The following is a 12,188-nucleotide window of genomic DNA, read 5'->3' as shown; positions in this document are numbered from 1 at the left end:
ATAGCTTGTTCTTATGCTTCATTTTTGATTCTGGCAAACAAATCTCGATACTGCTTTTCCGTTGATTCGGTTAAAGGCAGTAAATATTCATTTTTATCGAAAAATTGTGAATTACTCACTAAAAGATTGCGTAATGGTTTCTGGATGTCAGATGTCGCAATGTCGGTAGAAATTGGCGAATTAGTTTTAGTCAGCAAAGAGATTTCCTTGGCAATGTTAGGAGTCCAACAAAAATCAATAAACTCAGATAATAAAGGACTTTTTGCCCCAACTGGACGTACCCATAAATCTGACCACATTGCCGTTCCGGACTGGGGGATAATTGCCGCAAGTTCTGGATAACGTATTAGCATCCGCAAGACGTCGCTTGACCAAGCAACTGCTAACCAAGTATCCCCAATAATTAAGGGTTCGAGATACTTATTAGAAGCGTAAAACTTCACCTGTTGGTTTAAGGTTCGTAATTCCTTTTCCAACGAAGGCACTTGATCAAGATTTTCTGTGTTGTAGGATTTTCCTAACTTCTTCAAAACTATACCAATAACTTCTCGTGGTTGATCGAGCAGAGAAATGCGATCGCGCAAGTCACTTCTAAACAAATCATCCCAATCTTTCGGTGTCCAACCCAATTCTTTAAATTTATCGCGACGATAAACAATCAGCGTACTACCCCAGCGGTAAGGTGCAGCCCAAATTTTTCCTTGAGCATCCAAGTTACCTTGGTCATTACGTCTCACCAATTGTTGCCAGCGTTTCGGCAAAGCAGACCACTGCTTTAACTGCGATTCTTCCAATGGTTGAATCAGTTTTTGCTCAATTGCCTCTTTTAGTGTATAATCTGCCAACGTTACCAAATCGGCTACAGCGGTTTTTTGGAATTGCGGCAAGGAGAAGGAGGGAAGCCATCCCTTACCATCAGTACGTTTGGTTTTCCCCTGCCAAGTTTCCAATTGATCGAATAAATCCTGCAATTGTCCTACTGGGACAAACTTTAATTGTGCTTTTTGCTGTAAACTCTTGCTAAATTGATTTACCACCTGTCCGGGGATAGAGCCTTTCAATAGCTGCACGTTTAATTTCGTCTGATTGTTGCCAGCACACCCAACAAGCAGTTGCGATGCTAGTGCGCCTGTACCCAGTATAAAAGACCGTCTATCCATCAATTTTGAATTTTAGATTTTGGAGCCACTTACGTGCAACTGGCATCGAAGTAGCGTGATTTGGAATTATATCTATATTAGACTTACCGGAAGAGGGGGAAAGGGCAAAGGGGAAAGGGGAAAGGGGGAAAAAATACGATCAGTGATTTAAATAACTCTTTATTTCCATACCTTTACCCTTTCCCCTTTAACCTTTTCCCCTCTTAAAATTCCCCACTCCCCTCTTGACAAAGTACCTACAATCGCTTAAGTTCAATCGCAAATACTCTTTCAGGAACAATTTATGCTTTGGTTAAGACAAACACACTACCCTCATTACCTCTACCAATACGCAGATCGTTATCTAGATAGGTGATATCTAGCCAACCTTGCTGTTCACCGCTTTTAATAGGAAAATCAATTGCAGTGAATTTTTTACCAGCTTCAATTTGTTGGATAAAAGTTTCTGGATTACTGTAGCCTATTAAGTTTTTCAAGCCGATAATAGACCGCTCAAATTTTACTTTGACGCGACGCTCGGAAAGTGGTTCAAATTTAGCAGCCACGCTCACTAAACCTTCGAGTAATGGTAAGCCATAAACTTCGGCTATATTGTAAACGCTGTTAGTTTCTACGCGAATACACTGATAAATTTGACCAACTTTAGACAAGGGTATCCGATCAAGGTTTAATAGCCCAATGCTTGTGGTGTATAGCAGTCGCCAATTGCCATTCAGTAAATGAGCAGCTTCAACCGGACGAAGTGTAGGGTTTAAGTCTTCTAAATTAGCGATCGCCGCTAAAATAGCCTGTTTTTCTAATTCAGTTGCCAAAATTCCCCGATTTGTAGAAGCAATTGCATTAATTAAATCCGCCTTTGCGATCATGTGTCATTACCTCAAAAGATATCAGTATTAACTAGAGATTAAGTTCTATGTATAAAGGCATAACATTAATTGAGAATCCGCAAGTTCGTGGCGATCGCTTCTGGCTATTAAATAAATATTTTTTCACGGATTTTTCTATGAAAGAGTTGTGCGATCGTTTGCCACTATTAAATAAATATTTTTTGACGGATTTTTCTATGAAAGAGTTGAATGATAAAAATACATAACGCCTATATCAAGTGATAGACTCTTAATGTCTAGTCACTGTAGCCTTTTCGTGCCTTCGTCGATATGTTGAATTCTCCATTACGTGAAGAACCCCGCAACCAACGAGCCGCCGTAATTCCATTAAAGCAAGAGTCGTCACTCTTGGACTGGTTGCAGTCAAGTAATCGTCTGATAGCGCGTGAAGTTCAAGAAACAGATTTTTCATCTGGTGAAGATGATGTCGAAGCTTTGATGGGTGTAGAAGATGGCGGAATTGATTATGATATCGAAGATGACGACGATACCCCCGTAGAAGACGATTAATTTCTGTCGGTAGGGGGCTGAGTGGCATAGTCCCCATAATTTAATGAATGTAAGTGTGGAGTGAAGGGAAATATCCGTGGACGCTAAATTATCTCCTGACCAAGGGTTAAACATTTCTGGCATCAGTCTAGTCTCTTTATTGGGTGTAGGACTAAGTGTTGCAGCACTAAGTTTAGATTGGATAGGCAATCGGTTGCCTTGGCAGGGTATGTCGCTAACCCTGCCACTATTGTTGTCTGCGCTATTGTCGGGTACGGTCGGTTTTTGGGTGATACCGTGGCTGCAAGCACTCAAAGCAGGGCAAATCATCCGCGAGGATGGTCCGCAAGCGCATTTGAAAAAGGCAGGCACACCAACAATGGGGGGCATTTTCTTTGTGCCTGTGGCGGTGATTATTGCTTGTATATGGTCTAATTTTTCCACAGAAGTACTCGCGGTTTCCGCATTAACACTGAGTTACGGTTTAATTGGCTGGATTGACGATTGGCAAATTCTCCGTCGTAAGTCTAATAAAGGTATATCGCCTCATATGAAACTGGCTTTGCAAGTAGGTTTTGCAGCATTGTTTTGTCTGTGGCTAATGTTTAATCAACCTTCTAATATTACGAATATCGCTTTGCCTTTTGTTAGTCTTTCAATACCTCTAGGATTTCTATTCTGGCCCTTAGCTGGTTTTGTTTTAGTAGCAGAAAGTAACGCGACTAATTTAACTGATGGAATTGATGGGTTAGCAGCGGGAACAGTAGCGATCGCTATCTTCTCATTAGGTGTTATCATCGCCCCCACCTCGCTTCCATTGATGGTTTTCTGTGCTGCTGTCAGTGGCAGCTGCCTGGGCTTTTTAGCTCATAATCGCAACCCAGCTCGCGTTTTTATGGGAGATACTGGTTCCCTAGCGCTGGGAGGCGCTCTCGCTGCTGTAGGATTAATGACTAATAGCCTGGTAGCCTTATTTATTATTAGTGGTATCTTCTTCGTCGAAACCCTTTCAGTAATGGCGCAAGTTGGTTACTACAAAGCTACAAAAGGTTCTGATGGTAAAGGTAAGCGGCTTTTCAAAATGGCACCCTTACACCATCACTTAGAACTTACTGGTTGGTCTGAACAGCAAGTAGTTGCAGTTTTCTATATTATTGCAGCAATGTTAGCCGTAATCAGTTTGGCGATCGCTCAATTTTGATACGTTGAAAAAAATAACTCTATAAAATCTCGCAATCCCCCACTATCTAGAGGGGGTTGTTTTTTTAAGGAGTTGTAGAGACGCGATATATCGCGTCTCTAAGAGTTAGGAGTTATATCAAGTCCGCATCTGGCTAACTAAATGCACCAGTTCCGGTAAAATTAACTTGGACATAGCCAACCGCACAGCATTACTAGAACCAGGAACAGAGAAGATTAATTTATCTTGATAAATACCAGCAACAGCGCGAGAAGCAAGCGATCGCGAACCAATTTCTTGATAACTTAGAAAGCGAAACAACTCCCCAAATCCTGGTAAGGTTTTTGAAAGTAATTTCTCAATAGCATCATAGGTTGTATCCCTCGGTGCAATTCCCGTACCACCATTGAAAATTACTACATCTAAATTAGCCTTCTTACCCAACAATTGAAGCTGCTCTTGAATCTGTGCTGGTTCATCCTTGATAATCGTGTAAGCTCCTACAGCATGATTTGCATTCAAAAGTAATTGCTGAATTAGCTGTCCACTTTTGTCTGTTTCACTTGTGCGTGTATCGCTAACTGTAACAACAGCACAAGTCACTGACATTTCTGGTGAGTCAGGATGAGGTTGTTGCATATATGAATGCTAATGGGTAATTGAAAAGGGGAAAGGGGATACAAGGGGAAATTTTATGAGGGGAAAAGGTTAAAGGGTAAAGGAAGAAAAGTTTTTCCTTTTCCTCCTTTCCCCTTCCTGCTGCCCAATGCCCAATTTTGATTAAGCTTTAGCTTTATTTAATTCTAATCCATTTTCCTCACCGTACCGCGTCATAAAGCGTATAAAGCGATCCCATTGTTCGCTAGATTTCATTATGTGGACAGCTTCTAATCCTTCTGGTTTGCCGTTGAGAAATTTAGCTTTTACTTCACGAGTGATGATTTCGCCCTCTTCGTCAATCATATACATACCAGTGATATCATCACTAACGCCTTGATCTAAAGCTTTAGGATTCTTGAAAATAAACGTTGCTGTACCACTGTCACCAGTAGCCGATCGCGTTAACCGCACTTCTGGAATGACTTCTTCATTAATACCTCTGGAAAACTGGATTTTAGCCATGATGAGAGAGTTTAAACTTTTGTAATGGTTAGTTTAATATTCTCTCATCATTTAGAACTGCTTACTATAGCGTTGCTTATATTTCTTAATTACGTATAAACCCTTATATACCTTCTCGCTCTAGTAATAAAGTCACAGGACCGTCATTTTCAATCGACACTTGCATCATCGCGCCAAATTGACCAGTTTCTACCCGCAAACCACTTTCTCGCAACTTGGCAACAAAGTTATTATATAAATCTTGGGCTAATGTTGGAGCGGCTGAACGGTCAAAAGAAGGACGCCTACCTTTGCGACAATCCCCGTAAAGCGTAAATTGACTAATTACCAACAACTCACCGTTAATTTCTTGCACCGATTTTTGCCATCTGTCTTCCCCTTCTTCATCAGGAAACAACCGCAAATCCAAACACTTACGCACCATCCAGTCAACTTCAATATCGGTATCAGTATCGGCAATACCTACAAGCAAGTTTAACCCCCGCGCAATTTTGCCGATTATTTCACCGTTTACAGCAACTTGAGATGATTTAACTCGCTGGATGATAACCCGCATAAAAGTTAAGAATTGAGATATAAATATTATTTTGGATCAGCATAGGGTTCCGTAATTTCATCGCTAATTCTCTGCGTACCTTTGCGCTTACCTCAGCGTCCCTTTGCGTTTAAATTTCAACCTTCAATTACCACTATTTTACACAAAACTATACTTAAGTACAATAATGATTCTCAGAATGCCAAAGCAAAGGCTCTGTCTTCAAGTGAAAGTAACAGAGCCATTGTTAAAGATAATTATAAAAGACTAGAGATTACTTTCCAAATCCTTTACCGCGACTAGTGGAAGGAAGACAAATGCACTTTTCTAGCTGTTCTAGCAACTGATTTTGATCTAAATTTTGACCAATCAAAACTAGCTGATTTTTCTTTTCACCTTTCCACTCATCATCATCCATAGTAAAGCGCTTACCGCAAAGGTGGAAAATATGACGGTTCGGACTTTCATCAAACCACATAATTCCCTTCGCTCGGAAGATATTTTCAGTTAGCTGGTTATCTAAGAAATATTGAAACTTCCTAATCGAAAAAGGTTTGTCAATTTGGAAAGATAGTGAGGTAAAACCATCATTTTCTAAATGGTCAGAATGATGGTGGTGATGTTCATGGTCGTGGTCATGATGGTCGTGACCGCATGTAGAATGGTCATGATCGTCGTGGTCGTGGTGGTCATGATCGTGGTCGTGATGGTCGTGATTATGCTCATCAAGAGTGTCAAAATACTTATCAGACTCAAACAGACCAACGCTGAGAATTAAAGGAAGTGGGACTTGCGATCGCGTGGTGCGAAGAATTCTCGCTCCTTCTTTAACTTGTCCTATTTTTTTCTCCAACTCATTTAAAGTCGCTTCATCAACTAAATCAGTTTTGTTGAGAACAATCACATCACCATAAGCAATTTGACTGTAAGCTGCTTCCGAGTTGAATAAATCCAAGCTATAATTTGCCGCGTCTACCACCGTAATAATCGAATCTAGACGAGTCAAATCGCGTAATTCTGTACCCAAAAATGTCAGCGCGACTGGTAGCGGGTCTGCTAATCCAGTTGTTTCGACAACTAGATAATCTAGCCTTTCTTCGCGTTCTAAAACTTTGTAAACTGCATCAACCAAATCATTATTAATGGTGCAGCAAATACAACCATTACTCAGTTCCACCATGTTCTCACCAGTGGAAACAATTAACTCATTGTCGATGCCAATTTCACCAAATTCATTAACTAAAACAGCGGTTTTCAAACCCTGTTGATTGGTGAGAATATGATTAAGTAAAGTCGTCTTTCCACTACCGAGGAAGCCAGTAATAATTGTTACTGGCAAGCCTTGTTTCGGTGCATCCATTGCTTGAGATTGGTCAGGAGTCACTGCTGATTGCATAGCGCTGTGTCAAAAAAAAATCAAAATTAAGGAATGTAGCGCAGATAGTCCAGAAAACACTAGCATAGGGATGCTGGACATCCGTCCCAGCTGCTTACCCTATTATTACTTATCTTCTCATTAGAGCATTACTCTGTTATGACCCTAACCGTTTACAACACTCTCAGCCGTCGTCAAGAACCTTTTGAAACAGTCGAGCCAGGAAAGGTTAAGATGTATTACTGTGGCGTGACGGTTTATGATTATTGCCATTTGGGTCATGCCAGAGCTTGTATAGTTTGGGATGTAGTGCGTCGCTACTTACAATTTGTTGGCTATGAAGTCCGCTACGTCCAGAATTTTACTGATGTTGATGATAAGATTTTGAATCGAGCGCGGCAAGAACACTCAACGATGGAGACGATCGCCGATCGCTTTATCAAAGCATATTTTGAGGATATGGCGCGGCTGAATATCAAAGAAGCCTCAGAATATCCCCGCGCTACCCATACAATGAATGGCATAACTCGACTAATTCACGAGTTAGAAAATAAAGGCTACGCTTACCCAAGTAACGGTGATGTTTACTACTCAGTGCGATCCTTTCCTGAATATGGCAAGCTTTCTGGACGCAAATTAGAAAATTCCCAAGCTGGTGCCAGTGGACGAGTTGATTTAGAAGATCCTGAGTATCAGCGCAAAAAAGATTCGGCTGATTTTGCTTTGTGGAAAGCTGCAAAACCCGATGAACCCGCTTGGGAATCACCTTGGGGCAAAGGTCGTCCAGGATGGCATATTGAATGTAGTGCAATGGTACGCGATCGCCTTGGGGAAACTATCGATATTCACGCTGGTGGTGAAGATTTAATTTTCCCCCATCATGAAAATGAAATTGCCCAATCGGAAGCAGTCACAGGCAAACCGCTATCTCGCTACTGGATGCATAATGGCATGGTGAAGGTGGATGGCGAAAAAATGTCCAAATCTTTAGGTAATTTTACCACCATTCGCGACTTATTGGATCGAGGCGTTGACCCGATGGCAGTACGCTTATTTGTACTGATGGCACAATATCGCACACCAATCGATTTTACCGACGAAGCAATTCAAGCAGCAACCAACGGTTGGCACACTCTGAAAGAAGGTTTGCTTTTTGGGTACCAATTGGGATGGGGAATGGGGAGTCAGAATTCATCAATTCCTAATTCTTTCATTGAACGTTTCATCGAAGCTGTAAATAATGACTTTAATTTCCCTGGTGGTTTAATAGTCCTGTTTGAATTAGCCAAAGAACTGCGACGTGAGCGAAATATTTTTGTCCATGAAGGGAAAACTGAAATACCACCGGATGAGTTACTCAAACAGTGGCAAACACTTGTTACTTTAGCGGGTGTTTTGGGTTTAGAAGCCGAGATGAAAGTAGAAAAATCTGTGAGTGACGGTTTAAGCGATGCCGAAATTGAAGCGAAAATTCAGGAAAGACAAGATGCACGGATTGCGAAGAATTTTGTTTTGAGCGATCGCATTCGTGATGAACTACTTCAATGCGGAATTACCTTAATTGATAGCCGTGACGGAACCCGCTGGCACAGAAATTAGAAAAAAAAGGTTAGTGGTTAGCAGTTAGTAGTTAGTGGATTATAAGATTTTTTGACAACTAACAACCAACAACTAACAACTAACAACTAACAACCAACAACTAACAACTAACACCCAACAACTAACAACTAATACCCAACACTGATTTAAATTATGTTTTTTGAATTAACAAACATCCTCGCTTCTCTAAATATCCCCGCTGATTGGATTGGTATCAGAGCCGTAAAGGAAAACAACTATAATTGTTATGTTCGAGATGCCTTACCGCAAACAAACGGCAAATCCTCCACTATGGGAGTGATGCTGGAAGTTTTGGTTAATGGTTGTCTCGGTTATGCTGCTACCAATTCTTTGGATCTTGCCAGCTTAGAATCTGCTGCGGAAAAAGCGTATAAACAGGCACTAGCTGCAAGTGAATGGTGGATATATCCCTTCAGTTCTAAAGAACGCCCGAAAGTAGTTGGTGAATATATCTCCCCATTTATTAAACCGTTAGATGCACTGAGTCCGAAAGAAATAAATGATATACTTACCCGTATTTGCAAAACCTTAAAAGTTAACGATAAAATTGTCCAAACCAGTGCAAGTACGACCACCACCGAAAAAGAAACTTGGTTTGTCAGCAGTAACGGATCGGAAGTGTATCAAAAAATCTTGTCATTAGGCACTAATTACGGTGCTACGGCACAAGATGGAGCGATCGTGCAGCAGCGCAGTAACAACGGTTGGCAAGCACACTGTTACCAAGGTGGCATGGAACTGTTAAGAGAAGAAGAATTATGGCAACGGGTGCAGCAAATTGGCGAACAAGCAATAGAACTATTGACAGCGGACGACTGCCCTTCCACGCGCACCAACTTAATTTTAGCACCAGACCAAATGATGCTACAAATTCATGAAAGTGTGGGACATCCTTTAGAAATCGATCGCATTTTAGGAGATGAGCGCAACTACGCCGGCGGCAGCTTTGTCAACAAAAGTGACTTTGGCAATCTAGTATACGGTTCTGAGTTAATGAATATTACTTTTGATCCCACCGTACCCGGAGAGTTTGCCAGCTACAGCTTTGATGATACTGGGGCAGTAGCAACACGGGAATACTTAATTAAAGAAGGCGTACTTCAGCGCGGTTTAGGTAGTTTAGAAAGCCAAGCTAGAGCCAGTGTACCAGGAGTTGCGTGTGCGCGTGCTTCTTCATGGAATCGACCAGCGATTGATCGCATGGCAAACTTGAATTTAGAGCCAGGAAACGCCACCTTTGACGAAATCATCGCCGACATAGAACACGGCGTTTATATGGAATCTAACCGTTCTTGGTCAATTGATGACCAACGTTATAAATTTCAGTTTGGCTGCGAATACGCCAAATTAATTGAAAACGGCAAACTTACCAAAACCCTCCGCAATCCTAACTATAGAGCCACCACACCCGAATTTTGGCAAAGCTTAATTAAAGTAGGAAACTCCTCTAATTGGCAAATGTACGGCACAGCTTACTGTGGCAAAGGAGAACCAAATCAGGCGATTTCCGTAGGACATGGTTCACCCATTTGTTTATTTGCTAACGTCGAAGTCTTTGGTGGTGGTGCCTAAGAGGGAGGGGGGGATGGGGAGGACAAGGGGACAAGGAGGACAAGGGGACAAGGAGGACAAGGGGACTCCTTAGAGAATAATTGTTCTTCCCCCCCCTCTCCCTCATCTCCCTCATCTCCCTCATCTCCCTCATCCCCCTCATCTCCCTCATCCCCCTCATCTCCCCCATCTCCCCCATCTCTCAAAAAATGCCCATGAAAATTGACGATTTATCAAATTTAGAAATCAGCTTTAATCGATTAATTGAAACTCTGCTAAATAAAAAAACAGAGAATGAACACTTCACAATAAAACTACATGGCGAACGCAGCCAATTTACGCGGTTCAATCACGCCAAAGTGCGACAAACTGGTTGTGTCACTGATGGTTGGATTGAACTGAATTTGATGCAAGATCAGCGCAATAGTTTTCGACAATTTCCCTTTACTGGGAATTGGGAAATAGATTGGCAAGCAGCATACAACGCTTTCAAAGAACTCAGGGAAGAACTGCCCTATTTACCCGCCGATCCGTATCTCGTTTTGCCATCAGGAACAAATACCAGTCGCGAGACACATTCGGGTAAATTGTTGACAGCAGAAGCGGTAGTACCAACTGTACTAGAACAAGTTGCCGAATTAGATTTTGCCGGGATATATGCTGGTGGTTCCGTAATTCAAGGTTATGGTGATTCTAGCGGTCAAAAACATTTATTTGCGACCGATACTTTTACCTTAGATTATTCTATTTTCACTACATCGGGACAAGCTGTAAAAGGGACTTTTGCCGGAAGTGATTGGGATTCAACTGCTTATATAGCGAAAATCAGCGATGCGAAAAGGCAAATAAAACTCCTTTCAGATTCCTCGAAAGAATTGCCACGGGGAAATTATAAAACTTATTTTGCGCCGTCGGCTGTTTCTGATTTATTAATGATGCTTTCTTGGGGTGGTGTCAGCGAAGCGGATATTCAACAAGGAAATAGTGCTTTGGCTGCGATATCGCGTCAAGAAAAGCAACTTTCTCGGTTATTTAATTTGAAAGAAAACTTTCAACGCGGTTTGGTGCCGCGATTTAATGAATGGGGAGAAATGGCAGCGCCGGAAATACCTATAATTGAAAAAGGCATGTTAGTAAATACCTTGGTGAATTCTCGCACTGCTAAGGAATATGATAAAAATGCAAATGGTGCGAATGGAAATGAGTCATTACGTGCGCCAGAATTGAGTATGGGGAATTTAGCATTTGAGCAGATTTTGCCAAGTTTAGATACAGGCTTATATGTATCGAATTTACATTACTTGAATTGGAGCGATCGCCCAACTGGTAGAATCACAGGTATGACTCGTTATGCTTGTTTTTGGGTGGAAAAGGGAGAAATAATCGCCCCAATTGAAAATCTGCGTTTTGATGACAGTCTCTATCGCTTTTGGGGAGAAAATTTAATAGACTTCACGAATTTTCAAGAATTCATTCCCGAAGTCGGAACATACGACAGTCGTCAACTAGGAGGGAGTATGGTTCCTGGGATGTTGGTTGAAGATTTTACTTATACTCTTTAAATGTTTCGCGCCAAATTGTAGAGACGTTCCGCCGGAACGTCTCTACGATGGTTCCGGCATGAGGTAAGTAAAACATAAAACGAGAAAATAAGGAAGATGGTACGTTGCTAGTATTCCAGTTATTTAGCAGACAGAAAGATAATTATGAGTTTCGCGCAAAATTAATTGTATAGACGTTCCGGCAGAACGTCTCTACGGGTGATATCAATACGGTTCTGATAAGAAAATTCGATAAACCAAAAATCTTGTAGAGACGCAAGGGTGTCGCGTCTATACATACCCTAAATCAGCACGAAAAATCCTTAACCAAACCGTATTGCGGGTGATATTATCTATTTCTATAAACTGCGTTAATTACAATATCTTTAATACAAAAATAAATAATTATGAGAAATGAGAGAAATTGCCCAAACTGAAGAATCGGATCTAAGCGCCAACCTTGAAAAATCAAAATTACCCCAGATAAAAACATCAAAACTGGTATAAATATTGCCTGGATGATATAAAGTGATAAAGCCCAATTAGTCAATCTAGTTGCTCTTTGAACTAGAAAAAATACCATTAAAATTAAGTAAATTGCACCCAGTAAAACATGAATAATTCCTAGTAAGCTCGCTATATTTAATCCAATATTAACTTGAGCTAAAGTAAACATTTATGAATAATCCTGTTTAATTAAAGCTAATTGTGGTAAAAATATTTTTTTT

13 protein-coding genes are annotated in these 12,188 nt (G+C 41.0%); 6 read left to right on the top strand and 7 right to left on the bottom strand.

All coding sequences use genetic code 11. The annotated features are described in order from the left end of the window. Positions 1 to 11 precede the first annotated feature (11 nt). Positions 12 to 1,160: an extracellular solute-binding protein gene (locus tag TOL9009_RS0124185; protein WP_029635320.1), complete on the bottom strand. Its 1,149-nt coding sequence runs from the start codon at positions 1,158 to 1,160 to the stop codon at positions 12 to 14. A gap of 281 nt (positions 1,161 to 1,441) precedes the next feature. Further along, complete coding sequence (locus TOL9009_RS0124180; protein WP_029635318.1) at positions 1,442 to 2,026, bottom strand: PAP/fibrillin family protein; 585 nt, start codon at positions 2,024 to 2,026, stop codon at positions 1,442 to 1,444. Between the two features lie 47 nt (positions 2,027 to 2,073). Between TOL9009_RS0124180 and TOL9009_RS46135 the strand changes: the two genes are divergently transcribed. The 3 genes from TOL9009_RS46135 (at position 2,074) to mraY (ending at position 3,737) form a co-directional block, all read left to right on the top strand. Further along, the gene (locus tag TOL9009_RS46135) at positions 2,074 to 2,253 is read left to right on the top strand and encodes a hypothetical protein (protein WP_144238329.1); all 180 of its coding nucleotides are present in this window, start codon (positions 2,074 to 2,076) and stop codon (positions 2,251 to 2,253) included. Between the two features lie 64 nt (positions 2,254 to 2,317). After that, positions 2,318 to 2,557, top strand: coding sequence for a DUF3134 domain-containing protein (locus tag TOL9009_RS0124175; RefSeq protein ID WP_029635316.1), 240 nt, complete (start codon positions 2,318 to 2,320; stop codon positions 2,555 to 2,557). Positions 2,558 to 2,633: 76 nt separating this feature from the next. Continuing rightward, positions 2,634 to 3,737, top strand: a complete 1,104-nt coding sequence (gene mraY / locus TOL9009_RS0124170) for a phospho-N-acetylmuramoyl-pentapeptide-transferase (RefSeq protein WP_029635314.1) — start codon at positions 2,634 to 2,636, stop codon at positions 3,735 to 3,737. Between the two features lie 117 nt (positions 3,738 to 3,854). On the opposite strand, the gene TOL9009_RS0124165 is transcribed toward mraY, so the two are convergent. From TOL9009_RS0124165 to TOL9009_RS0124150, 4 genes are all read right to left on the bottom strand, one after another. Continuing rightward, positions 3,855 to 4,355 (bottom strand): MogA/MoaB family molybdenum cofactor biosynthesis protein, encoded by a 501-nt coding sequence (locus tag TOL9009_RS0124165; protein WP_029635312.1) that lies wholly within the window; start codon positions 4,353 to 4,355, stop codon positions 3,855 to 3,857. Between the two features lie 141 nt (positions 4,356 to 4,496). Beyond that, positions 4,497 to 4,838: a photosystem II reaction center protein Psb28 gene (gene psb28, locus TOL9009_RS0124160; protein ID WP_029635311.1), complete on the bottom strand. Its 342-nt coding sequence runs from the start codon at positions 4,836 to 4,838 to the stop codon at positions 4,497 to 4,499. Positions 4,839 to 4,941: 103 nt separating this feature from the next. Continuing rightward, complete coding sequence (gene dtd, locus TOL9009_RS0124155; RefSeq protein WP_029635310.1) at positions 4,942 to 5,394, bottom strand: D-aminoacyl-tRNA deacylase; 453 nt, start codon at positions 5,392 to 5,394, stop codon at positions 4,942 to 4,944. A gap of 253 nt (positions 5,395 to 5,647) precedes the next feature. After that, positions 5,648 to 6,769 (bottom strand): CobW family GTP-binding protein, encoded by a 1,122-nt coding sequence (locus tag TOL9009_RS0124150; protein ID WP_029635309.1) that lies wholly within the window; start codon positions 6,767 to 6,769, stop codon positions 5,648 to 5,650. Between the two features lie 138 nt (positions 6,770 to 6,907). Here TOL9009_RS0124150 and cysS point away from each other — a divergent pair, with 138 nt between their 5' ends. The 3 genes from cysS (at position 6,908) to TOL9009_RS0124130 (ending at position 11,481) form a co-directional block, all read left to right on the top strand. After that, complete coding sequence (cysS, locus tag TOL9009_RS0124145) at positions 6,908 to 8,347, top strand: cysteine--tRNA ligase (protein ID WP_029635308.1); 1,440 nt, start codon at positions 6,908 to 6,910, stop codon at positions 8,345 to 8,347. Positions 8,348 to 8,500: 153 nt separating this feature from the next. Beyond that, positions 8,501 to 9,940: a TldD/PmbA family protein gene (locus tag TOL9009_RS0124140; RefSeq protein ID WP_029635306.1), complete on the top strand. Its 1,440-nt coding sequence runs from the start codon at positions 8,501 to 8,503 to the stop codon at positions 9,938 to 9,940. 194 nt (positions 9,941 to 10,134) lie between these two features. Further along, positions 10,135 to 11,481, top strand: coding sequence for a TldD/PmbA family protein (locus TOL9009_RS0124130; RefSeq protein WP_029635302.1), 1,347 nt, complete (start codon positions 10,135 to 10,137; stop codon positions 11,479 to 11,481). Positions 11,482 to 11,809: 328 nt separating this feature from the next. Here TOL9009_RS0124130 and TOL9009_RS0124125 read toward each other — a convergent pair whose 3' ends face one another. Continuing rightward, entirely contained in the window at positions 11,810 to 12,136 is a 327-nt protein-coding gene (locus TOL9009_RS0124125; RefSeq protein WP_029635300.1) for a Ycf66 family protein, read from the bottom strand. Between the last annotated feature and the right edge of the window lie 52 nt (positions 12,137 to 12,188).

Source organism: [Scytonema hofmanni] UTEX 2349 (assembly GCF_000582685.1).
GTDB lineage: Bacteria > Cyanobacteriota > Cyanobacteriia > Cyanobacteriales > Nostocaceae > Hassallia > Hassallia hofmanni.
The sequence above is the reverse complement of the archived record's forward strand: the minus strand, read 5'-3'. Positions and strand labels throughout refer to the sequence as shown.

What these genes read in the sequence shown, in the direction of transcription:
- TOL9009_RS0124185 (WP_029635320.1), bottom strand. Translation starts at nt 1,160, where the DNA reads ATGGATAGACGGTCTTTTATACTGGGTACAGGCGCACTAGCATCGCAA.
- TOL9009_RS0124180 (WP_029635318.1), bottom strand. Translation starts at nt 2,026, where the DNA reads ATGATCGCAAAGGCGGATTTAATTAATGCAATTGCTTCTACAAATCGG.
- TOL9009_RS46135 (WP_144238329.1), top strand. Translation starts at nt 2,074, where the DNA reads ATGTATAAAGGCATAACATTAATTGAGAATCCGCAAGTTCGTGGCGAT.
- TOL9009_RS0124175 (WP_029635316.1), top strand. Translation starts at nt 2,318, where the DNA reads ATGTTGAATTCTCCATTACGTGAAGAACCCCGCAACCAACGAGCCGCC.
- TOL9009_RS0124165 (WP_029635312.1), bottom strand. Translation starts at nt 4,355, where the DNA reads ATGCAACAACCTCATCCTGACTCACCAGAAATGTCAGTGACTTGTGCT.
- psb28 (WP_029635311.1), bottom strand. Translation starts at nt 4,838, where the DNA reads ATGGCTAAAATCCAGTTTTCCAGAGGTATTAATGAAGAAGTCATTCCA.
- dtd (WP_029635310.1), bottom strand. Translation starts at nt 5,394, where the DNA reads ATGCGGGTTATCATCCAGCGAGTTAAATCATCTCAAGTTGCTGTAAAC.
- TOL9009_RS0124150 (WP_029635309.1), bottom strand. Translation starts at nt 6,769, where the DNA reads ATGCAATCAGCAGTGACTCCTGACCAATCTCAAGCAATGGATGCACCG.
- cysS (WP_029635308.1), top strand. Translation starts at nt 6,908, where the DNA reads ATGACCCTAACCGTTTACAACACTCTCAGCCGTCGTCAAGAACCTTTT.
- TOL9009_RS0124140 (WP_029635306.1), top strand. Translation starts at nt 8,501, where the DNA reads ATGTTTTTTGAATTAACAAACATCCTCGCTTCTCTAAATATCCCCGCT.
- TOL9009_RS0124130 (WP_029635302.1), top strand. Translation starts at nt 10,135, where the DNA reads ATGAAAATTGACGATTTATCAAATTTAGAAATCAGCTTTAATCGATTA.
- TOL9009_RS0124125 (WP_029635300.1), bottom strand. Translation starts at nt 12,136, where the DNA reads ATGTTTACTTTAGCTCAAGTTAATATTGGATTAAATATAGCGAGCTTA.